Source organism: Dyella sp. 333MFSha, from assembly GCF_900102405.1.
GTDB lineage: Bacteria > Pseudomonadota > Gammaproteobacteria > Xanthomonadales > Rhodanobacteraceae > Luteibacter > Luteibacter mycovicinus.
Genome location: NZ_FNBR01000001.1, coordinates 821633 through 844350, shown reverse-complemented (window position 1 = coordinate 844350; position 22718 = coordinate 821633). Strand labels below are relative to the sequence as shown.

General features: G+C 65.6%; 18 protein-coding genes. 12 read left to right on the top strand and 6 right to left on the bottom strand.

Translation table 11 applies throughout. The features are described 5' to 3' along the window. Positions 1 to 2 precede the first annotated feature (2 nt). On the bottom strand, positions 3 to 2282 hold the full coding sequence (locus tag BLT40_RS03830) for a DNA translocase FtsK (protein WP_197062404.1): 2280 nt from the start codon (positions 2280 to 2282) through the stop codon (positions 3 to 5). A 98-nt stretch (positions 2283 to 2380) separates the two neighbouring features. Then, positions 2381 to 3445 carry an alanine dehydrogenase gene (gene ald / locus BLT40_RS03825; protein WP_090351506.1) on the bottom strand — a complete coding sequence of 355 codons (1065 nt, stop codon included), beginning with the start codon at positions 3443 to 3445 and terminating at the stop codon, positions 2381 to 2383. Positions 3446 to 3628: 183 nt separating this feature from the next. On the opposite strand from ald, the gene trxB reads away from it, so the two are divergent. Genes trxB through aat form a run of 3 tightly spaced genes read left to right on the top strand, consistent with a single transcriptional unit; the run spans position 3629 to position 6475 of the window. Then, the gene (trxB, locus tag BLT40_RS03820; RefSeq protein ID WP_036112649.1) at positions 3629 to 4591 is read left to right on the top strand and encodes a thioredoxin-disulfide reductase; all 963 of its coding nucleotides are present in this window, start codon (positions 3629 to 3631) and stop codon (positions 4589 to 4591) included. Between the two features lie 43 nt (positions 4592 to 4634). Next, positions 4635 to 5768, top strand: a complete 1134-nt coding sequence (locus BLT40_RS03815) for a GNAT family N-acetyltransferase (RefSeq protein WP_090351504.1) — start codon at positions 4635 to 4637, stop codon at positions 5766 to 5768. Next, positions 5765 to 6475 (top strand): leucyl/phenylalanyl-tRNA--protein transferase, encoded by a 711-nt coding sequence (gene aat / locus BLT40_RS03810; RefSeq protein ID WP_090351501.1) that lies wholly within the window; start codon positions 5765 to 5767, stop codon positions 6473 to 6475. The genes BLT40_RS03815 and aat overlap by 4 nt, the downstream gene beginning before the upstream one ends. A 57-nt stretch (positions 6476 to 6532) precedes the next feature. Here aat and BLT40_RS03805 read toward each other — a convergent pair whose 3' ends face one another. Continuing rightward, positions 6533 to 7930: an MFS transporter gene (locus tag BLT40_RS03805; protein WP_090351498.1), complete on the bottom strand. Its 1398-nt coding sequence runs from the start codon at positions 7928 to 7930 to the stop codon at positions 6533 to 6535. A gap of 45 nt (positions 7931 to 7975) precedes the next feature. Further along, complete coding sequence (locus BLT40_RS03800) at positions 7976 to 8839, bottom strand: pseudouridine synthase (protein WP_090351494.1); 864 nt, start codon at positions 8837 to 8839, stop codon at positions 7976 to 7978. 83 nt (positions 8840 to 8922) lie between these two features. Between BLT40_RS03800 and BLT40_RS03795 the strand changes: the two genes are divergently transcribed. After that, complete coding sequence (locus BLT40_RS03795) at positions 8923 to 9975, top strand: HDOD domain-containing protein (RefSeq protein WP_090351491.1); 1053 nt, start codon at positions 8923 to 8925, stop codon at positions 9973 to 9975. Here BLT40_RS03795 and BLT40_RS03790 read toward each other — a convergent pair. Next, on the bottom strand, positions 9972 to 10499 hold the full coding sequence (locus BLT40_RS03790; protein WP_143025823.1) for a hypothetical protein: 528 nt from the start codon (positions 10497 to 10499) through the stop codon (positions 9972 to 9974). The genes BLT40_RS03795 and BLT40_RS03790 overlap by 4 nt on opposite strands. 183 nt (positions 10500 to 10682) lie before the next feature. Between BLT40_RS03790 and BLT40_RS03785 the strand changes: the two genes are divergently transcribed. From BLT40_RS03785 to BLT40_RS03775, 3 genes are all read left to right on the top strand, one after another. After that, on the top strand, positions 10683 to 11627 hold the full coding sequence (locus BLT40_RS03785; RefSeq protein ID WP_176809088.1) for a restriction endonuclease: 945 nt from the start codon (positions 10683 to 10685) through the stop codon (positions 11625 to 11627). Positions 11628 to 11767: 140 nt separating this feature from the next. Continuing rightward, positions 11768 to 14149 carry a phosphoketolase family protein gene (locus BLT40_RS03780; protein ID WP_090351482.1) on the top strand — a complete coding sequence of 794 codons (2382 nt, stop codon included), beginning with the start codon at positions 11768 to 11770 and terminating at the stop codon, positions 14147 to 14149. Further along, the gene (locus tag BLT40_RS03775; protein ID WP_218124512.1) at positions 14146 to 15177 is read left to right on the top strand and encodes an acetate/propionate family kinase; all 1032 of its coding nucleotides are present in this window, start codon (positions 14146 to 14148) and stop codon (positions 15175 to 15177) included. The genes BLT40_RS03780 and BLT40_RS03775 overlap by 4 nt, the downstream gene beginning before the upstream one ends. On the opposite strand, the gene BLT40_RS03770 is transcribed toward BLT40_RS03775, so the two are convergent. Beyond that, complete coding sequence (locus BLT40_RS03770) at positions 15170 to 16687, bottom strand: fumarate hydratase (protein WP_079520308.1); 1518 nt, start codon at positions 16685 to 16687, stop codon at positions 15170 to 15172. The genes BLT40_RS03775 and BLT40_RS03770 overlap by 8 nt on opposite strands. Before the next feature lie 117 nt (positions 16688 to 16804). On the opposite strand from BLT40_RS03770, the gene BLT40_RS03765 reads away from it, so the two are divergent. The 5 genes from BLT40_RS03765 to BLT40_RS03745 all read left to right on the top strand — a co-directional run bounded on the left by BLT40_RS03765 (position 16805) and on the right by BLT40_RS03745 (position 22552). Beyond that, the gene (locus BLT40_RS03765) at positions 16805 to 17770 is read left to right on the top strand and encodes a thioredoxin family protein (RefSeq protein WP_079520309.1); all 966 of its coding nucleotides are present in this window, start codon (positions 16805 to 16807) and stop codon (positions 17768 to 17770) included. 85 nt (positions 17771 to 17855) lie between these two features. Next, a complete protein-coding gene (locus BLT40_RS03760) occupies positions 17856 to 18476 on the top strand; it encodes a PadR family transcriptional regulator (RefSeq protein ID WP_090351476.1) in 621 nt (206 codons plus the stop codon). After that, complete coding sequence (locus BLT40_RS03755) at positions 18473 to 19237, top strand: siderophore-interacting protein (protein ID WP_090351474.1); 765 nt, start codon at positions 18473 to 18475, stop codon at positions 19235 to 19237. The genes BLT40_RS03760 and BLT40_RS03755 overlap by 4 nt, the downstream gene beginning before the upstream one ends. Before the next feature lie 130 nt (positions 19238 to 19367). After that, positions 19368 to 21518: an AsmA family protein gene (locus BLT40_RS03750; RefSeq protein WP_090351471.1), complete on the top strand. Its 2151-nt coding sequence runs from the start codon at positions 19368 to 19370 to the stop codon at positions 21516 to 21518. Positions 21519 to 21655: 137 nt separating this feature from the next. After that, positions 21656 to 22552: a DMT family transporter gene (locus BLT40_RS03745; protein ID WP_090351469.1), complete on the top strand. Its 897-nt coding sequence runs from the start codon at positions 21656 to 21658 to the stop codon at positions 22550 to 22552. Positions 22553 to 22718: the final 166 nt, after the last annotated feature.

The window sequence follows — 22718 nt, the reverse complement described above, 5'->3', positions numbered from 1 at the left end:
GATTAATCCTTGGGGGGCGGCGGCGCCAGCACTTCACGGTTACCGTTGTGCTGCGGGGCGCTGACGATGCCTTCCTGCTCCATCTGTTCGACGAGGCGGGCGGCGCGGTTGTAGCCGATACGCAGATGACGCTGCACGCCGGAGATGGACGCGCGACGCGTCTCCGTCACCACGCGCACGGCGCGGTCGTAGAGAGCGTTGTCGCTGTCGCCGTCACCGTCGGCATCCTGCGGAAGACCGGCGTCGTTGATGATCTTGCCATCGGCGGTGGACTGGACTTCTTCCAGCACGCCTTCGATGTAGTTGGGCGCACCCTGCGCACGCAGCCACTCGACGACGTTGTGCACCTCGTGGTCGTCCACGAAGGCACCGTGCACGCGCTCCGGCGTGGCCGTACCCGGCGGGAGGTAGAGCATGTCACCGTGACCGAGCAGCGCTTCCGCGCCGGACTGGTCGAGGATGGTGCGCGAGTCGATCTTGGACGACACCTGGAACGCGATACGCGTCGGGATGTTCGCCTTGATCAGACCCGTGATGACGTCGACCGACGGACGCTGCGTGGCGAGGATCAGATGCACACCCGCCGCACGCGCCTTCTGCGCCAGACGCGCGATCAGCTCTTCGACCTTCTTGCCGACGATCATCATCATGTCGGCGAACTCGTCGATGATGATGACGATGTGCGGCAGCGGCTCGAGCGGATCGGCCGTCATGGACGGCATGTCGGGGTTGGCGCGGAACAGCGGGTCGAGCAGCGGCTGCCCGCTGTTCTCCGCGTCCTTCACCTTCTTGTTGAAGCCACCGAGGTTGCGCACGCCCACCGCGGCCATGAGCTTGTAACGGCGCTCCATCTCGGCGACGCACCAGCGCAGCGCGTTGGCGGCTTCCTTCATGTCGGTGACGACCGGCGCCAGCAGATGCGGGATGCCCTCGTAGACCGAGAGCTCCAGCATCTTCGGATCGATCATGATCATCCGCACGTCCTTGGCGCTCGACTTGTACAGCAAGCTGAGCACCATGGCGTTGACCGCCACGGACTTACCGGAACCGGTGGTACCGGCGACGAGCAGGTGGGGCATCTTGGCGAGGTCGGTGACCACGGCCTTGCCGCCGATGTCCTTGCCGAGGGCGAGCGCCAGCGGCGACTTCACCTGGTCGTAGCGCTCGGAACGAAGGATTTCCGAGAGGTAGACGATCTGCTTCTTGGTGTTCGGGATTTCCAGGCCGATGACGTTCTTGCCCGGAATGACGTCGACCACGCGCACGCTGACCACGGACAGCCCGCGCGCGATGTCCTTGTCCAGGCTGGAGACCTGGCTGCCGCGCACGCCCGCGGCGGGTTCGAGCTCGAAGCGGGTGATGACCGGGCCGGGATAGACGCCGACCACACGCGCCTCGACACGGAAGTCCTTGAGCTTCAGCTCCACCTGGCGCGACAGCACCTCGAGGGTTTCCTCGGAGTAGCCGGGCCCCTGCGGCGGCGCTTCGTCCAGCAGCGACAGCGGCGGGATCTCACCCTCGATGGACGCGCCGGTGAACAGCGGAATCTGGTTCTCGCGGGACGCACGCTCGCTCTTGACCACCATGGGGGTGGGCGTCTCGATACGTACGGGCTCGCGTCTGGCCTGCTTGACGGCCTCGGCCTTCTTCACCACTTCGCGCTCGGCGCGTGCGGTGCGGGCCGCCATGACGTCCGGCGCGCGGCGCATCTTGCCGCCGAACCAGCCGCCCAGTCGCACCACGCCCTGCCCCGTCAGATCCATGAGGCGGAACCACGACAGGCCGGTGGCGAGGGTGACGGCGATGAGGAACAGGGCCAGCAGCAACAGCGGCGCGCCCTTGTCGCCGAACGCGGCATGCACGCCGCGCCCGACCCACTTGCCGACGATGCCGCCCGGACCTTCCGGCAACACGGGCGAATCGACGTTCAGATACACCAGCGCGGGGCCGGTGATGAAGAAGAACACGAACCCGATCAGGCGCAGGGACGGCTCCCACGGGGCGACGTTGCGCTCGCCCCGCTGGCGGATCACCTGCACGCCGAGGGCCAGCAGCAGCAGCGGAAAGAAGTACGAGACCAGGCCGAAGATGTAACGGAGCAGATTGGCGATGTTGGCGCCGACCGCACCACCGAAATTGGTGGCGTGCTCGGCGACCCCCATGTGCCCCCAGCTCGGGTCCTGATCGTTGTAGCTGATCAGGCAGACGAGCAGGTACAGGGCGAGCGGGAGCACCAGAAGGGCTCCCGCTTCGCGCAGGCGACGCTTGAGTTCGTCACTCAAGCCTTCGCGTTGGGCCTTGATCTGCGTCCTGGCCTGTTTCTTGACGACTTTCGCGCTGCGCGCCACTTAGCAAACGACCTCGGATCGGGTTTTCGGCATCATGCCACGCCCTGAAGCGCCGGGTGGACGAGCTTGCCGCCCTCGATATTGATACCGGCGGCCAGCGGGGCGTGATCGCGCCACGCGTCGCCGGCGGCCAGGCGCTGCACGTACGGCAGGATGGCGGCCGAAATGGCGGTGGACGAGGTCTGCGGCACGGCGCCCGGCATGTTGGTCACGCAGAAATGCGTCACGCCGTGGACGTCGTAGGTCGGCTCCTTCCAGGTGGTCGGACGCGAGGTCTCGAAGCAGCCGCCCTGGTCGATCGAGATGTCGACGAGCACCGAGCCCTTCTCCATCGTCTTGACCATCTCTTCCGTGACCACGCGCGGCGCCTTGGCGCTGGGGATCAGCACGGCGCCGACGACGATGTCGGCGTTGCGGACTTCTTCGGCCACCGAGGACTCATAGGCGTAGAGCGCGGTGACGTTGGGACCCATGGCCATCATCTCGGCCAGACGGTCCTGGCGCTTGTCGAAGACGACGACGTTGGCACCGGCCGAGGCGGCGAGCGCGGCGGCGTTGCCACCTGCGGCGCCCGCACCCAGCACGACGACCTTGCCGCGCGGCGTGGAGGCCATGCCGCCCAGCAGCTTGCCCTTGCCGCCGTTGGGCTGGTGCAGGAGCGTGGTGCCGATCTGGGTGGCGATGCGGCCGGCGATGACGGACATCGGCAGCAGCAGCGGCAGCACGCCGTTTTCGTCGACGGACTCGAACGCAATACCGGTCAGGCCGATATCCAGCAGGCTCTTGGTCAGCGCCGGCTCGGCGGCCAGGTGCAGGTAGCAGAACAGCAGGTGGTGCTTCTTGAGCAGCTTCAGATCGCCTTCGATCGGCTCCTTGACCTTGACGATCAGCTCGCCCTTTTCATAAAGGGCGGCGGCGTCGGGCACCACGGTGACGCCCAGCACGGCGTAGTCGGCGTCCGTATAACCGGACTTGGTGCCGGCGCCGGACTGGATGAAGACCTCATGGCCACGGCGGACCAGATCGGCCGCGGCGGCCGGAATGAGGGCCACGCGGCCTTCGAGGGTCTTGGTTTCGGAGGGGATACCGATGCGCATCTTGAGGAGGATCCTGAATGAACCGAGAGAAGTCGGACGAACAAAAGCCACCATGCGGGGACATGGGAGGCACCATCATGAAGCGAATGTCTTGAATCGCACCCTCGTCTTCCCCATTCTTCCGGGTCGACAACGATCTTGCGCAACCTCGAAACACGTCGCAGCAAACCTCAAGGATTATACATGAGCACCCCCAAGCACAGCCGCCTGCTGATCCTCGGCTCCGGTCCCGCCGGCTACACGGCCGCGGTCTACGCGGCGCGCGCCAACCTCAAGCCGACGATGATCACCGGCCTGCAGCAGGGCGGCCAGCTGATGACCACCACCGAGGTCGACAACTGGCCCGGTGACGAGAAGGGCGTGCAGGGACCGGAGCTGATGCGCCGCATGGCCGAGCACGCCGAGCGCTTCGAGACCGAGATGGTCTTCGACCACATCCACAGCGTGGACCTGGGCAACCGCCCGTTCCGCCTGAAGGGTGACAGCGGCGAGTACACCGCCGACGCGCTGATCATCACCACCGGCGCCACCGCCAAATACCTGGGCATCGCCTCGGAAGAGAAGTTCAAGGGCCGCGGCGTCTCCGCCTGCGCCACCTGCGACGGGTTCTTCTTCCGCGAGCAGGACGTGGTGGTGGTCGGCGGGGGCAACACCGCGGTCGAAGAAGCCCTGTACCTCGCCAACATCGCCCGCAAGGTGTACCTCGTCCACCGCCGCGACAAGTTCCGCGCGGAAAAGATCATGCAGGACAAGGTCTTCGAGAAGGTCGCGGCCGGCAAGATCGAGCTGCTCTGGAACCACCAGATCGACGAAGTGCTGGGTGACGACTCCGGCGTCAACGGCGTCCGCGTCAAGGACGTCAACACCGGCGCCAAGCGCGACCTCGACGTCCAGGGCTTCTTCGTCGCCATCGGCCACACTCCGGCCACCGGCATCTTCGAAGGTCAGCTCGACATGAAGGACGGCTACATCCAGATCCAGTCGGGCACCCACGGCATGGCCACGGCGACCTCGGTCCCGGGCGTGTTCGCGGCGGGCGACGTGGCCGACCACGTCTACCGCCAGGCGATCACCTCGGCCGGCTTCGGCTGCATGGCCGCGCTGGATGCCGAGCGCTGGCTCGACCAGCAGCACCTGCTGACGTGATGGCACCGCCCCGCGCCTCCCAACGCGCGGGGCACCGCGTCGCATGAGCGAGATCCGCTTCCTCGACGGACTTGGCGAGATCGCTGCCGCCGACTGGGATGCGCTCGTGCCCGACGGCAACCCGTTCGTGTCGCACGCGTTTCTCAGCGGCATGGAGGCGAAGGGCTGCCTGCGTGAGGATTACGGCTGGAAGCCGCACCATCTGGCCATTTTCGACGGTGGCCGGCTGGTCGCCGCCGCACCGACGTATCTCAAAGGCAACTCGCACGGCGAGTTCGTCTTCGACTGGAGCTGGGCCTCGGCCTGGGAACGTGCCGGCGGGGACTATTACCCCAAGCTGCTGGTCGCCTCGCCCTACTCTCCCGTGCCCGGCCCGCGCCTGCTGGTGCGTGAGGGCCCCGGGGCCGACATTCATCGCAATCGACTGACCGCCGCGCTGGTGGACGAAGCCGATCGCCTGGGCCTTTCATCCATCCACGCCAACTTCCTCGCGGAGGCCGATCTTCACGCCTTCGACGACCGCTGGCTGATCCGGGCGGACTATCAGTTTCACTGGCATAACCGCGGTTATGCCGATTTCGACGGCTTCCTCGATGCGCTGGCGCGCAAGAAGCGCAAGAACATACGACAGGAGCGCGCGCATGCGGCGGCCTCCGGCCTGACCCTGGAAATGCGCGGCGGCGACACGCTGTCCGATGCCGAGTGGAGGCAGATCCATGGCCTCTACGAGCTCACCTTCGACATGAAGGGCAACCATGCCGCACTCACGGCGCGGTTCTTCCAATACCTGGGACGTACGCTCGGTTCGAATGTGCAGGTCGCGCTTGCACGCGACGACCGTGACATCGTAGCGATGGCGCTCTTCCTCCGCAGCGCCGACGCGTTGTATGGACGTTACTGGGGCGCCAGCGTGGAGTTGTCCGGCCTGCATTTCGAGCTCTGCTACTACCGCGGTATCGACTACGCGATCCGCGAGGGTCTGGCGCGTTTCGAACCCGGCGCGCAGGGCGAACACAAACTGGCTCGTGGCTTCCTGCCGACGCTGACCCACTCGCGGCATTACATTGCGCATGAAGGTTTCCGCCAGGCCGTGGCCGATGCCCTGGTCCACGAAGCGGCTCACCGTGAAGCCTACAAAGACGAACTGATGACTCACTCGCCTTACGCTGACCGATGATCCAGCTACCGCAACTGCATCCCCAGCGCACTGGCCTGTTCCCCGACCCCGAGTCGGCGCTGGCCGAGCCCAACGGCTTGCTGGCGTGGGGTGGCGATCTGTCCGCCGATCGCTTGCTGGCGGCATATTCACAGGGCGTCTTTCCCTGGTTCAACGAAGACGAGCCGATCCTGTGGTGGTCACCCGATCCGCGCTGCGTGTTCCGCACGGACGAAGTCCACATCAGCCGCAGTCTGCGCAAGCAGCTCAACAAGTCGAACTGGCGGATCACCGCGGACACCTCGTTCGCGCGGGTGATGCGTGCGTGCGCGGCACCGCGTAACGGCCAGCCGGGCACGTGGATCGGACCGGACATGATCGCCGCTTACGAAGAACTGCACCGGCGCGGGCATGCGCACAGCGTCGAAGTGTGGGATCGCGGGTCGCTGGTCGGCGGCATTTACGGTGTGGCCGTGGGGCGCCTGTTTTGCGGCGAGTCGATGTTCAGTGCGCGCACGGGTGGATCGAAGGTGGCGCTGGCGGGCCTATGCGGACTGCTGCATGGCTGGGGGTTTCCGTTTCTCGATGCGCAGGTGACCAACGATCATCTGCTGAGCATGGGAGCGGTGGAGATTCCAAGGCGGCCGTTCATCGCGCAGGCGAGGCGGCTCGCGGCGATGCCGGGGAAAGTGGGGAGCTGGATCAGTGAGGGGATTGCGCTGCCTTGACGGGGTCGCGGGGCGCGGGTCGCGCGCAGGGCGCGCTCCTACATTTGAGCGGCGGCGTTAGCGGCGGCGGTGTCCGCTCATCTCCGCGCCGGCATTCTTCGGCAGCAGCAGACACACGGGCGCGGCCAGCAGCGAGACGAAGGTCACCACCAGGAACGCCGCACTGAAGTCTGGCAGCTGCGCATGCTCACGGCCGTGCCAGGTCACCGACACGTGCAAGGCCGCGGCCGCCACGCAGATGCCCAGCGACAGCATCAGCTGCTGGAACGTCGTGTAAAAACTGGTCGCGCTGGAAAAACGCTCGCTGGGCACATCCGCGTACGCCACCGTGTTGTACGCACTGAACTGCAGCGACTGGAAGAACCCGCTGAATAGCAGCACCACATAGATGATCCACAGCGGCCACTCGGGCCGGAACGCGGCGCACAAGGCCACGCAGACCATCGACAGGACGCCGTTCCAGACGAGCGTCGCGCGGAAACCCCACCAGCGCAGCACCGGCGCCGCGGTCGCCTTCATCAACATCGCGCCCAGTGCGGACACGAAGGTGATCACGCCGCTGTGCGCCGCCGAAAGACCGAAGCCCAGCTGCATCATCAGCGGCAGCAGGAACGGCACCGAACCGGCCGTGATACGCGTCAGCGAGCCTGCGATAACGGACAGGCGGAAGGTGGTGAAACGCATCAGCGACAGGTCGAGGATCGGGTTGGTCGTCCGCTTCGAATGCCATACGTAGATCGCACCGACAATCAGGCCGCCCACCATCAGCCCCGTGGAACCGGCCATCGACGTCGCGCCCCGGCTGGCCATTTCCAGCCCGAACACCAGGCACGACAGCGAGACACCCGACAGCACGAAACCGAGCTTGTCGAAGCGCACCTTGTCCGGAATGCGGATGTCGGGAATGAATTTCGTCGCCAGCCACATGCCTGCCAGACCGATCGGCACGTTGATGTAGAAAATCCAGCGCCAGGACACCCAGGTGACGATGAAGCCACCCAGCGGCGGCCCGACCACGGGCCCGATCAGTGCAGGGACCAGCAGCCACGACATCGCGCTGACCAGCTCGGACTTGGGCACCGAGCGGAGCAGCACCAGGCGTCCCACCGGCACCATCATGGCGCCACCGATACCCTGCAGCAGGCGCGACAGCACCAGCAGCGGCAGGTTGCCGGACAGACCGCAGAGAATGGATCCCACCGTGAACAACGCGATGGCGGCGCGGAAGACGTTGCGCGAACCGTAACGATCGGCGATGGCGCCACTGGCCGGGATGAACACGGCGAGGCTGAGCATGTACGAGGTCAGCGCCACACTCATGTGCAGCGGGGAAACGTCGAAGGACTCCGCCATGGCCGGCAGCGCGGTGGCCAGGATGGTGCCGTCCAACTGTTCCATGAACATCGCGCTTGCGATGATCAGGGCAACGGTGCGGAAGCCAGGAGCGGAAGTCATCCGGAAAGGAGCGGCGAGGAAGCGCACAGTTTGCGCCCGCACGCCTCAAAGGTCGAGTGAACGCTTGCTTAGAAACGAGCGGTCCTGTCCGGTGACGGGGTCGACGAAGCGCAGTTCGCGGGCAAGCAGCCGCAGCGGCTCGCTGAAGTCCGCGGGCTCATCGCGCAGCTCGGGATAGACGTGATCGCCGAGAATCGGCGCACCCAGCGCGGCCATGTGCAGACGTAACTGGTGCTTGCGTCCGGTCACCGGCTGCAGCCGATAACGCCAGCAGTGTTCGCCCCGCTCCAGCACCTCGACGCGGGTGCGCGCATTGGGCTCGCCGTCGGCTTCGCGGACGCGGAAGAAAGGTTCACCGCGCTCGATCCGGCTTTCCCGGACGTGCGGAAAAACGAGGTCCGGCAGAGGGGCGGCCAGCGCCTCATAGACCTTGTCGATCCGGCGTTCGCGGAACAGGCGTGTATAGGCGTCCCGGCTCTCCGGCCGGGCCGAGAACACGACCAGCCCGGCGGTGCCCCGGTCCAGCCGATGCAGCGCGACCAGCGCCGGGTTATCCAGCCGGCGCATCAGGCGTACGGAAAGGGTCTCCTCGACGAAACGACCGGCCGGCATCGTGGGCAGGAAGTGGGGCTTGTCGGCCACGACGAGGTCGTCGTCGGCATGGACGATGGTTTCCTCGAAAGGAATGGTCGGCTCCGCCAGCACCTCGCGGCGGTAGGCCAGCCTGGTTCCCGGCCGGTAGGGCGCGAGCCGGTCGATCGCCACGCCGTCGATCTCCACCATGCCGCGCTCCATGCGGTCGATCCAGACCGGACGGCCGATCGCCGGGAAGCGGTCGCACAGGAAATCCAGCACGGAAGGCCACGCGCCGGCGGGCAGGACGAGTCGGCTGGGCGGAAGCGGTTCCATCGTAAGATTGTATCCCTCAACTCGTTCGCCTCACGGCCGCCATATACTGTGTCTTCCTCCCTCCCCAGCCTCGAGGCTTCCCCGTGATCGGCCGGTTTTTCAGGAAGTGGTTCGGCGCTCGCGGCGCGACTCCCCCGGCGGCGGCCAGCAACGCATGGCCGCTTGTGTCTGCGCCCGTGCCGGTTGCCGACGAAGGGGTGGAGGCGATCGTCGAGGTGCCCGCCGGCGCGCTGCCGGCCGACGAGGTGGAAGACCGTTTTTACCGGCTGATCCTCTCGGCGGCGCCATCGTTCGAACCCGCCATGACGCCGGCCGAGCAGAGCCTGCTGCGCCGCCTGAAGGACGTCTTCGGCGGCGAACGTTTCGACGTCGGCCTGCTGCCCCGGTTGCCCTCGGTCGTGCCGCAGCTGATGCGCTCACTGCGCAGCGACGACACCGACAGCCGCATGCTGGCCGAACAGGTCTCCCGCGACAGCGTACTGGTCGGCGAAATCATCCGCGTGGCCAACAGCGCTTTCTTCCGTTCGACCAAACCCGTGACGGGCCTGCAGCAGGCGATCACGCTGCTCGGCCAGAACGGCCTGCGCCGGGTGGTCATGCAACTGGTGATGCGGCCGATCCTGCGCACGGGCGAAAACGGCATCCACCATGCCGGCGAACGCCTGTGGGAGCACGCCGAGCGCTGCGCCCGCGCCTGTTCCCATCTCGGCCGTCCGGCCTGCGACCCGTTCGAGGCCTTTCTGGCCGGACTGGTCAGCCATACGGGCTCCCAGGCCATCCTGGCCGAGCTCGAGAAATACGGCGACGCGGTACCGCAGTACAGCCGCTCGTTCATCGCCGCGCTGGCCCAGCAGATGGAGCGCCTGTCGCTGCATGCGGCGCGGCACTGGGACTTCCCATCCCGCGTGGTGCAGGCCCTGTCCGAGCGCGCCGATCCCGCCGACGCGGGCGCGCGCACGCCGCTGGGCCGCGCCCTGATCGCGGCCAGTCGCGTGGCGATGATCGACGTCCTCATCGACCAGGGCGGCGCCGAGGCCGATGCCGTGCTGCTGGCCGTGCCCGGCCAGAGCTTCACCCAGGCTCAGCTGGTGGAGTGTCAGGACGCCGTGCGGGCGGCCAATACGGTCGAGGCTTAACGGGTCGTCGCTTTCACGTCCGCCCAGAGCTGATCCGCCAGCTGGGTCGATGCACCGTCGATCAGGCGCGGCACCAGCGTATCCAGGCGCGGCGCGTCCGGCTGCACCGGCAGCGACTGCTGAATGCGATAGGCCTTGGCGGTCACGACGCCGCGATTGACGATCCGGCAGTTCACCGCGAGGGTGAGACTGGCGGCCGGCGGCTCAGCCTCGGCGGCGACCGACGTGGCCGTCTCCAGCCCACGGCAGTTGATGATCAGGTCGGTGATGTACTTTGGCTGCAAGGTCGTACGCAAGCGGGCCTCGACGGCCGTGGCGATGTCCGGGCTGACCTGAACCTTGGGCTTGCCCTCGAGCCCGGACACGACGACGACGCTTTCCCCGCGGTTCTCGACGGTGAGCCACGGCGACGCCGGGCTGGCGGACACCAGGCGACTCATGTCGCTCTCGATCATCGACTTGCCGCCACAACCGGACACCGCCAGGGCCGCGGCGGCGGCCAATACGTGCTTGATCACAGACAAACCCCGAATTCCCCCGATACAACCTCCCAATTTACCGGGCGAAACCACCGTCGGCAACCCGGACAACGCAGGGTGGAGAGCACGGCGGGCGCCATGCCATGGCGGAAATCCGCCGTTGCGGAAATCCGGCGTCCCGTCCGGGTACAATGCCGGTTTGAACCTTGGCAGGGTTTTTTCCGAACGATGTTTGCGGCACGACAGACGCCAGCCCAAGCCGGTGACGCCCTCGCGCGCCTCGCCTGGCAGGATTTCGAGCATCTGCTGGCCGAGCATTATCGTAGCCAGGGTTACCTCGTTGAACACCATACGCCTGCCACGTCACTCAAGACATTGACGGCTGGCGTCGATCTCCGGCTGCGCCGCGGAAGCGAAACCGTCATCGTCCAGTGCAAGCACTGGGACACCGAGGAAGTGCAGCTGCAGGATGTGAACGAGCTGCTTGGCAACATGCTCAACGAGGCCGCGAGCAAGGGCGTCTTCGTCACCCGTGGGCGCTACAGCAGCGAGGCCAGGGCACTGATGCGCCGCCAGCCACGCCTGCAGCTGGTCGACGGTGACGTCCTGCGCGTGATGCTGAAGCTGCCCGATTATCTCGACATGTCGCTTCCGGGTGCGGCCTCGGCCCCATCCGCCCGGGGCGGCAAAGGCGCGAAGCACGAGAAAACACGCGGCGCGGCGCCCCGTCGCCGTTCGTCCGGTGACGCCTCGCGTCTCGGCCCGGCCTTGCTCGTGATCGCGCTTCTGGCGCTGCTCGGGTTATTCGTCTGGCACAGCATGTCGCGCCGGGAAGAGGCGGCCGCCACGGCACCGTCGGACGACGCCACACCCTCCCCTTCCACGGCGCCAGTGTCGGCGCAGACGCCGGCCATCGCGCCGGTGGCCGCACCCGCCCCGCCTGTCGACCCGGCGGCGTCCGCCGTCGCGCCGGCGACCGGCACGCCTCCGCTCAGTGGTGCGTCCGGCATCGTCAGCACGCATGGTGCGCTCGATCCGCCGTCCGCCGCGCGCGAAATCGCGGAGCGCGAACGCCTGCGCCAGCAGTCCGAGGACGCACGCAACGCGCGCAGGCACGAAGACGGCATGAAGGTGCTCGAACAGAGCACGCGCGAACTGGGCTCGCACGAGTAACCGATCCGTCATCTGACCGGTTCGTCATCGCGTCGCGGCGTTCCGCCGCACGATTAAACGAAGTCAGGGCCGTTTCGTTCACGCCGGGACAATCCTCGCGCGCTTAGCCTGTTTGGCGACCCCGTCGCCTGGAAGCACTCATGACGCTCGCGCCCGACCTGCTCCGTCGCATGCATGCCTATTGGCGTGCCGCCAACTACCTCACCGTGGGACAGATCTACCTCCGCGACAATCCGATGCTGCAGGAGCCGCTGCGCAAGGAACATATCAAGCACCGGCTGCTTGGACACTGGGGCACGACTACCGGCCTCAACTTCATCTATACGCATCTCAATCGCGCGATCGTCGAACGCGATCTCAACATGATCTACGTCATCGGTCCCGGCCATGGCGGTCCCGGCCTGGTCGCGCATACGTATCTGGAAGGGTCGTACACCGAGATCTATCCGCACATCGACCGCAGCGAAGCGGGCATGCGCGAACTGTTCCGCCAGTTCTCGTGGCCGTATGGCATTCCGAGCCACGTCGCGCCCGAAACGCCGGGTTCGATCCATGAAGGCGGTGAACTCGGCTACTCGCTGTCACACGCGTTCGGCGCGGCGTTCGACAACCCGGACCTTATCGTCGCCTGCGTGGTCGGCGATGGTGAAGCCGAGACCGGCGCACTGGCCACGGGGTGGCATTCGAACAAGTTCCTCAACCCCGCACGCGACGGCGCGGTCCTGCCGATCCTGCACCTCAACGGCTTCAAGATCGCCAATCCCACCGTGCTCGCGCGCATCGAACCGGAGGAACTGCGCGACCTGATGCGCGGCTACGGCTACGAGCCGCATTTCGTCGAAGGCCACGAGTTCGAGCCGATGCATCAGGACTTCGCGGCGGCGCTCGACACCTGCCTCGACGAGATCCGACGCATCCAGGAGGCCGCCCGCAGCGATGATGCCGCCGATGCCGTGCGCCCGCGCTGGCCGATGATCGTGCTGCGCAGCCCCAAGGGCTGGACCGGCCCGAAGGTGGTGGATGGGAAGCCGGTGGAAGGCACGTGGCGCGCTCATCAGGTGCCCATCGCGAAGTTCGAGACCGATGAGCATCTGAAGATCCTCGAAGACTGGATGAAGAGCTACGACGCGCACGAACTCTTCGACGAACACGGCCGTTTCCGGGACGAATTCGCTTCGCTGGCACCCACGGGCCAGCGCCGCATGGGCATGAATCCCCATGCCAATGGCGGCCAGTTGCTGAAGCAGCTGCATATGCCGCACTTCCGCAGTTTCGCGGAAGACGTGAAGACACCGGGTGACCACAAGGCCGAAGCCACGCGCGTGCTCGGCAGGTTCCTGCGCGACGTAATGCGGCAGAACATGCAGACCTTCCGCCTGTTCGGGCCCGACGAGACCGCGTCGAACCGGCTCGAAGCCGTCTACGAAGCCAGCGGCAAGACCTGGCTGGCGGAATACGAAGAGGTGGACGAGAACCTCTCCCCCGCCGGCCGCGTCATGGAGGTACTGAGCGAGCACCAGTGCCAGGGCTGGCTCGAAGGCTACCTGCTCACCGGCCGCCATGGTTTCTTTTCGTGCTACGAGGCCTTCATCCACATCATCGATTCGATGTTCAACCAGCATGCGAAGTGGCTGAAGGTCACCCGGAAGATGTCGTGGCGTCCGCCGATCGCGTCGCTCAACTACCTGCTGAGCTCGCACGTCTGGCACCAGGACCATAACGGGTTCTCGCATCAGGATCCCGGCTTTATCGATCACGTGGCGAACAAGAAGTCCGAGATCGTGCGCATCTATCTTCCACCCGATGCCAACTGCCTGCTCTCCGTCGCCGATCACTGCCTGCGCAGCCGCCACTACGTCAATGTGATCATCGCGGGCAAGCAGCCGGACTGGCAGTGGCTGGATATGGAGAGTGCGATCCGTCACTGTGCCGCCGGGGCGGGCATCTGGGAATGGGCCGGCCGTGGCGGGGAGGACCCCGACGTGGTCATGGCCTGCGCGGGTGACGCGCCGACCGTGGAGATTCTCGCCGCCGTCATGCTGCTGCGCGAGTACGTGCCGGACATCCGCATCCGCGTGGTCAACGTGGTCGACCTGATGTCGCTGGAACAGCCGGAAGAACATCCGCACGGCATGGACGACGATGTGTTCGACGACCTGTTCACCAAAGATAAGCCGGTGATCTTCGCCTTCCATGGCTATCCCGGCATCATCCACAAGCTGACGTATCGCCGGCACAACCACGACAACATCCATGTGCGCGGCTACAAGGAAGAAGGCACGACCACCACCGCGCTCGACATGATGGTGCTGAACAACATGGATCGCTTCCAGCTGGCCCTCGATGCGATCAACCGCATTCCGCGTCTGGCCGGCGAGCGTGAGAAGGCGACGCAGCGTTACTGGTCGGACATCCAGCGACACAAGCTGTACGTCAGTGAGCACGGGCAGGACCTGCCGGAGGTGCGCGACTGGCAATGGAAGGCGGAAGAGACGGCCTCGCACGGGAAAGATCCCTCGTGAGTGGCGCCGGCCATGTCCTGGCGCTCAACACGGGGTCGTCGTCGCTGAAGTACGGCCTGTACCGCGTCGATGGCGACCGGTGCGAGGCGCTGCTTACCGGGCAGACGGACGGCCCCGCCGATGCCGATCCGCTGGCGGGCATCGTCGATGCGATGTCGAAACAGTCCCTGCCCTCCCCCGATGCGATCGGTCACCGCATCGTGCACGGCGGACCCCGTGTGCGGAAGCATGCGCGTATCGACGAGGCGATGATGACGCACCTCGACGAGGCGCGCGCGTTCGCGCCACTGCACGTGCCGCCCGCGGTGGCGATGGTGAAACGGTGCAGGGAACGCTTTCCGGACCTGCCGCAGGTGGCGTGTTTCGACACGGCCTTTCACGCATCGATGCCGCTGGTCGCGAAGACCCTGCCCTTGCCGGCGGATCTGCGTGAGGGTGGTATCGAGCGGTATGGCTTTCACGGGCTCTCGTACGAGTCGATCGTCCGACAGCTGGGCGATGGCATTCCGTCGCGGGTCGTCATCGCCCATCTGGGCAATGGCGCGAGCCTGTGCGCGGTACGCGACGGGCGGTCGGTCGATACGACCATGGGGCTCACGCCCACCGGCGGCATCGTGATGGGGACGCGACCGGGCGATCTGGACCCGGGCGTGTTGCTCTACCTGATGCGCGAGCGTGGCTACGATGCGGAGCGGCTTGAAAAACTGGTCGATCGGGAGGCCGGCCTGAAGGGGCTTTCCGGCGGTACCAGCGACATGCGGAAGTTGCATGCGATGGATAACGAGGCGTCGAAGCTCGCGCAGGATGTGTTCGTACATGTGGCGCGGAAGCAGATCGCGGCGATGGTCGCGTCGCTCGGCGGCATCGATCTGCTCGTGTTCACCGGCGGTATCGGCGAGAACGATGCCGTCACCCGCGATGCGATTCTCGCGGGGCTGCAATGGATCGGCGATGTCCCGTCACGGGTGATGGTGACGGAAGAAGATGAGCAAATCGCCCGCCACACATGGCACCTGACTCCTACATGACGACTACGGGAATCTTGCCGATTTTCGACTTCCATTCCTTCGGGCCGGTCTCATGCACCGACGTGCCGGCGCTGTCGACCGCTACCGTCACCGGCATGTCCTTGACCTCGAACTCGTAGATCGCTTCCATCCCGAGGTCTTCGAACGCCAGCACCCGCGACGCCTTGATCGCCTTGGACACGAGATACGCCGAACCACCCACGGCCATCAGGTAAACGGCCTTGTTGTCGCGAATGGCCTCGATAGCGGCCGGACCGCGCTCGCTCTTGCCGACCATGCCGAGCAGACCGGTGGTCTCGAGCATCTGACGGGTGAACTTGTCCATGCGCGTCGCGGTGGTCGGACCGGCCGGGCCCACCACTTCGTCACGCACCGGATCGACCGGGCCGACGTAGTAGATGAAGCGGTTGGTGAAGTCGACCGGCAGCGTCTCGCCGCGGTTCAACATGTCGATCATGCGCTTGTGCGCGGCGTCGCGACCGGTGAGCAGCTTGCCGTTGAGCAGGATCGTTTCGCCAGGCTTCCAGTCGAGCACGTCCTCACGGGTGATCGTGTCGAGGTCGACGCGACGGCCCTTGGACGAGTCGTAGGTGAGCTTCGGCCAGTCTTCCAGCGACGGCGGATCGAGCGCCACCGGGCCGGAGCCGTCGAGCACGAAGTGCGCATGACGCGTGGCGGCGCAGTTGGGAATCAGCGCGACCGGCAGATTGGCGGCGTGGGTCGGGTAGTCCTTGACCTTGATGTCGAGCACGGTGGTCAGGCCACCGAGGCCCTGCGCGCCGATCCCCAGTGCGTTGACCTTCTCGTACAGCTCGAGGCGCAGTTCTTCGGCACGGTTGGACGGACCGCGCGCGATGAGGTCGACGATGTCGATCGGCTCCATCAGCGCTTCCTTCGCCAGCAGCATCGCTTTCTCGGCGGTGCCGCCGATACCGATGCCGAGCATGCCCGGCGGGCACCAGCCGGCGCCCATCGTCGGCACGGTCTTCAGCACCCAGTCGACGATGGAATCGGACGGGTTGAGCATCGCGAACTTGGACTTGGCTTCCGAACCGCCGCCCTTGGCGGCGACGATCACGTCGACCTTGTCGCCCGGCACGATCGACACGTTCACCACGGCCGGCGTGTTGTCGCGGGTGTTCATGCGCTTGCCCGCCGGGTCGGCCAGGACCGAGGCGCGCAGCTTGTTGTCCGGATGGTTGTACGCGCGGCGCACACCCTCGTTGACCATGTCCTCGACGCCCATCGTCGCATCGTCCCAGCGCACGTTCATGCCGACCTTGAGAAACACCGTAACGATGCCGGTGTCCTGGCAGATCGGGCGGTGGCCCTCGGCGCACATGCGCGAGTTGATGAGGATCTGGGCGATGGCGTCCCTGGCGGCCGGCGACTCTTCACGCTCGTATGCGGCGGAGAGGTTTTTGATGTAGTCGACCGGGTGATAGTACGAGATGTACTGGAGAGCGTCGGCGACGCTGGTGATGAGGTCGTCCTGCTTGATCGAGGTCATGGCGCTTCGGCTGGCTCGCGGGGGCTGGCAAAGCAGCGATTTTAGCGCACCCGGCCGGTGTAAGGTGCCGGGCGATCGACCGGTCTTCTTCCGGTACCCAGGAACCACGGAGTTTTCATGCGTCAGCTACGTCACACCTTTTTCGCCCTGCTCGTCGCGCTGACTGCCTTCGCGGCGGCCACGCCCGCCATGGCCGCCCAGACCGCCCCGGAATTCGCCGGCATCGCTAACTGGCAGAATTCCAGGCCCCTGACCATGAAGAGCCTGCGCGGCAAGGTCGTGCTGATCGACTTCTGGGCATATTCCTGCATCAACTGCCTGCGCACCCTGCCCCACGTCACCCGCTGGTACGACCAGTACAAGGACAAGGGTCTGGTGATCGTCGGCGTTCACTCGCCGGAGTTCGCCTTCGAGAAGCAGGACGGTAATGTCCGCGACGCCATCGCGAAGTACAACATCAAGTACCCGGTGGCCCAGGACAACGATCTGGAGACCTGGGACGCCTGGGATAACCAGTACTGGCCGGCCGAGTATCTGGTCGACCAGCGCGGCAACGTCATCGCCCATCATTTCGGCGAGGGCAATTACGCCGAGATGGAAAACGCGATCCGTACCCTGCTCGGCCTGCCCCGTCTCGAGGCCACCGCCGAAGCCGACAAGGACGCGCCGGACTTCACCCAGCTGGGCTCGCCGGAAATGTATTTCGGCAGCGACCGTGCGAAGAACAATGCCAGCCCGGGCGGCGACAGCGCCGGTACCCGCGATTTCACGGCGCCGTCGAGGCTGGAGCTCAACCAGTTCGCACTGATCGGCAAGTGGGAGATCGGTCGCCAGAACGCCACGCTGGTGGGCGCCAACGGTGAGATTCGCCTGCATTTCAAGGCGAAGAAGGTGCATATGGTGGCGAGCGCGAACGATGCCGTGACACTGGAGATCGCGGTGGACGGCAAGCCGATGGCGCCGGTGACCGTCCAGAAGAGCCAGCTGTACACCCTGTTCGATGGCGACGGATACAAGGACCACGTGCTGACGATCAAGATTCCGAAGGGCGGGTTCCACGCGTTCACGTTCACCTTCGGCTAGGAGCGGCGCCAGCGCGGGTGTTGCCAAGAGTGTTTCTTAAGATATATCGTACGACCACTACGTACGATATATCTGGAGCACCCCCATGCACTTTTTCCACCATGCAAAACACCGCTTCCACGACAAGATGGCAGCCATGGCCATGGGCCGCGGCGGTCCGGGCGGCCGCTTCGGCGGCGGCGCCTTCGGCTTCGACGACCGCGGCGACGGCATGCGCGGCGGCCGCGGCGGCGGTCGTTTCGGAGGCCGCATGTTCGGCACCGGCGACCTGCGCCTCCTTCTGCTCGCCCTGATCGAAGAGCAGCCGCGCCATGGCTACGAGCTCATTCGCACCATCGAGGAGATGTTCGATGGCCAGTACAGCCCGAGCCCGGGCGCCATCTATCCCACCCTGACCATGCTCGAAGAGCTGGGCTACGCCCGGGTCGAGGCCGAGACCGGCGGCAAGAAGCTCTACGCGATCACCGAGGCCGGCAGCACCTTTCTTCAGGAAAACCGCGACACGCTGGAAGCCCTGACCGAGCGCCTGCAGGTCATGTCGCGCCACATGCGCCGCATGAGCGTTCCCAACGAGGTACGCGAGGCGATGCATACGCTGAAGCACCAGCTGATCAACCACCACAAGGCATGGGACGAGGCCGAGCTGCATCGCGTCGCAAAGCTGCTCGAAGCCACCGCCAGGGCCATCGCGGAGCGCAACGCATGAGCGATATCACCGGGCGCCACGCCATCACCCGCGTCCGCCACGAACTGAAGATGCGCAAGCTCAGCGTGTCCCGCGTGCAGAACCTGACCCCGCACATGGTGCGGGTGACGGTCACCGGGCCGGACCTCGAAGGCTTCGTCACCGCCTCGCCCGACGACCACGTCAAGCTGTTCTTCCCCGTCGACGACGGCGCGATCAACACGCCGACGATGACCCCGGAAGGCCCGGTGTTCGCCGAGGGCGTCACCCCGTCGCCCGCCCGGGATTACACGCCGCGCCGCTACAACGCCGCGCATAACGAGCTCGACATCGACTTCGTTCTGCACGGGGAAGGCCCGGCCTCGACCTGGGCGGAGCGGGTGAAGGTCGGTGACACCCTCGGTGTCGGCGGGCCGCGGGGATCGATGATCGTGCCCCACGACTTCGATCATTACGTACTGGTCGGCGACGAAACCGCGCTGCCTGCCATCGGCCGCTGGCTCGAGGAGCTGCCTGCCTCGACACCCGTGACCGTGCTCGTCGAGATCGCCTCGAACGAAGAGAAGCAGATACTCGCGCGGGATGTGCACTGGTTCGTACGCGATCGCTCGGTGCCGTCGCTGGACGATACGCTGGCGGCGCTGCCGATCCCGGGTGGCGACACGTTCTGGTGGGTGGCCACGGAGTCGAAGCGTGCGCGATCCCTGCGTTCGCTGCTCGTCGAAACGCGCGGGATCGACAAGGACTGGGTGAAGGCGACGGGGTACTGGCAGGCCGACTGATGTCGCGGGGCCTCCGATACTCCCGCAATCACCTCCCCTGCACGACGCTTAATCGCCGCCTTCCGTGAACACATAACGTTGGCGGCGATCACGTTACCTCTGTCTCCGTTATGGGAGTGGAGAAGTGACGATGCGACGTGGAAGGAAAATACTGGCCTGGGTCATCGGGATCTTCGTCCTGCTGATCGCTGCGATCATTCTGTTTATCGCTTTCTTCGACTGGAACCGGTTGAAGCCGACGATCAACGAAAAGGTCTCGGAGGCCATCGGGCGTCCTTTCGCGATCAATGGCGACCTTTCCGCGCACTGGTCGCGCGAGCCTGGGGAGAGCGGGCTGGTCAGCCTGATCCCGTGGCCGCACTTCGAGGCGCGTGACATCACCGTCGCCAATCCCGACTGGGCGAAGACGAAGCAATTCGCTACGCTCGACTCCCTCCAGTTCCGCCTCTCGCCCTTCCCGCTGATCTCGCACCGCATCGTCGTGCCGGAGATCCGTCTTGGCCAGCCGAAGATCGATCTTCAGCGGGTGAAGAACGGTGACAACACGTGGACCTTCAAGCTGCCGGAAAGCACGGGCCCGTCCGAGTGGCAGCTCGAACTCAACGCGATCGCGTTCGACAAGGGTCACATCGATTTCAACGATGCACAGACCCAGATCGCCATGGGCATCGACGTGACGCCGCTGAGCAAGGGCATTCCGTTCGACGAGATCATGGCGCAGCAGGAGACCGACTCGCGCGCCCAGGCGAAGAAGACCACGGGTGCCAGCGCCAAAGCGATGTCGAAGAGCGACGCGGACGAGAAGGATCGCAACGACGAGACCAAGAAGAAGCAGGTCTATCAGTTCGCATGGGAAGCCAAGGGCACGTACAAGAAGTCGACGGTGACGGCCAAGGCGAAGACCGGTGGCGTGCTTGCGCTCCGCGACTCGAACCGCCCTTTCCCGGTCGCGGCCGATGCGCGCTTCGGCGACACGCATGTCGCCTTCGTCGGTACCCTTACCGACCCGATCAACATGGGTGCGCTGGACGTTCGCCTGTGGTTTTCCGGCACAAGCATGTCGCATCTGTATGACCTCACCGGCGTTACCCTGCCGGATACGCCGCCGTTCGCCACCGAGGGCCACCTCAAGGCCAATCTGAAAAAGGGCGCCAGCGTCTTCACCTATGACCACTTCACCGGCAAGGTGGGCGGCAGCGACCTGGGCGGGAGCCTGACGTTCAACACGGGCGGGCCGCGTCCGAAGCTGACCGGCGCGCTGAAGTCCAACCAGCTGCTCTTCAGCGATCTGGCCCCGCTCATCGGCGGTGGCTCGAACGAAGAAAAGGCCGAGCGCGGCGACGCGGTGAAGCAACCTGACGACAAGGTGCTGCCCGTCGAGCCGTTCAAGACCGATCGCTGGAACGCCATGGACGCGGATGTCGAGTTCACCGGCGTGAAGATCGTCCACGGTGAGCGCCTGCCGATCGACAACCTCTACACCCACCTCATCATGAAGGACGCTGTGCTGATCCTCGACCCGCTGAAGTTCGGCGTGGCCGGCGGCACGGTCGGCAGCAACATCAAGCTGGACGGATCGAAGACGCCCTTGAGGGGTGGCTTCAATCTGGGCGCCCGCCATCTGAAGCTGAAGGAGCTGTTCCCGACCTTCGCGCCGATGCAGACCAGCTTCGGTGAGCTCAATGGCGATGCGTCCCTCACCGCCACCGGCAACTCGCCCGCCGCCCTGTTGGGCAGCTCAAACGGCGAGGTGAAGCTGCTTATCAACGACGGCGCGATCAGCAGCTCGCTGCTGGAACTCGCCGGCCTGAATGTCGGCAGCTACGCGGTGAACAAGCTCTTCGGCGATGAAGTGGTCAAGATCAACTGCATGGCCGCCGATCTGGTGGCGACCAACGGCGACATGGAGTCGCGACTCTTCGCGCTCGATACCGAGAAGGCCCTGATCAACGTCAACGGCAATATCAACTTCCGGGACGAAAAGCTCAATCTCGACATCGTTCCGCATACGAAGGGTTTCCGTCTCTTCTCGCTGCGCTCGCCGCTGTATGTGCACGGGACGATGAAGAACCCCTCGGTCGGCGTACACGCCGGGCCGCTGATCCTGCGTGCGGGCGGCGCGGCGGCGCTGGCGGTGTTTGCCGCTCCTGTCGCTGCCCTCGGTGCCCTGGCGGTGCCGGAGAGCGGCAAAGCGGATGCGACGCAGTGCAAGCCGTTGCTCGACGACATCCGGAACAACCCGCCTAAGGCCCCGCCGGCTGGGAAGACCAAGGGCCGGTAACCTACCGTAGGAGCGCGCCCTGAGCGCGATGCTTTTTGCCCTGACGGGCATTGACCAAGAGCATTGCCCGGAAGGCGCGCTCCTACGGGTGCGCTGTGGCGCTTGTGGATGCGCCACGGCCCCGGCAAGCTTCGCGCATGTCGCCTTCCCGTAAAGCCCATCTCCATATCCACTTCTGCGTCCTGCTCTGGGGCTTTACCGCCATCCTCGGCAAGCTGATCACCCTGGCCGCCCTGCCCCTGGTCTGGTGGCGAATGTTGCTGGTCTCGGGAACCCTGCTCTGCCTGCCCCGGGTATGGCGAGCGATACGCGCGCTTCCGCCAAAGCTGCTGCTGTCCTATGCGGGGATCGGCGTCATCGTCGCGCTGCACTGGCTGACGTTTTACGGCGCGATCAAACTGGCCAACGCCTCGGTCGCCGCGACGTGTATCGCGCTATGCCCCGCATTTCTGGCCATGGTCGAGCCTTGGGTGGCCGGACGACGTTTCGATCCACGCGAATTGCTGATCGGTGCCGCCGTCGTGCCCGGCGTGGCGCTGGTCGCCGGCGGCGTGCCGGGTGAGATGCGGATCGGCCTCGCTGTTGGCGTGCTGTCCGCGTTGTTCGTGGCGCTCTTCAGCGCGTTCAACAAGCGGCTCATCGATAAGGCCGATTCGCTCACCGTGACCTGTATCGAGCTGGGCACGGGCACCCTGTTCCTTACCGTGCTTGCACCGTTCATGCCGGGCACGACATTCCCTGTGCCCGATCTGCACGACGGGGCACTGATCGTTTTGCTGGCCTATGGGTGCACGCTGCTGCCCTTCGTCCTGGCGCTGACGGCGTTACGGCATCTCACCGCCTTCGCGACGCAGATGGTGACGAATCTGGAGCCGGTGTATGCGATCGTCCTGGCCATTCCGCTGCTGGGAGAGCAGAAGGAACTGGGCTGGGCGTTTTATGTGGGGGTGGCGATCATTCTGGGCGCCGTGTTTGCTCATCCTTATCTGCATAGGGGTGATAAGGCGGAGACGTCGGATCTGGTGGTGCCGTAGGGTCGCGCGCGGGGCGCGCTCCTACAAGGGGCATCGCTGCGGGGCGGGCTCCTGCAAGGGATGTCGCGCGCGGGGCGCGCTCCTACAGGAGCTTTGAGTGGGGGATGGCGCTGTTTATGCCCGGCCGCGTGCGCGCATCGTGCGCTGGCGGCGCACGCGCTTACCG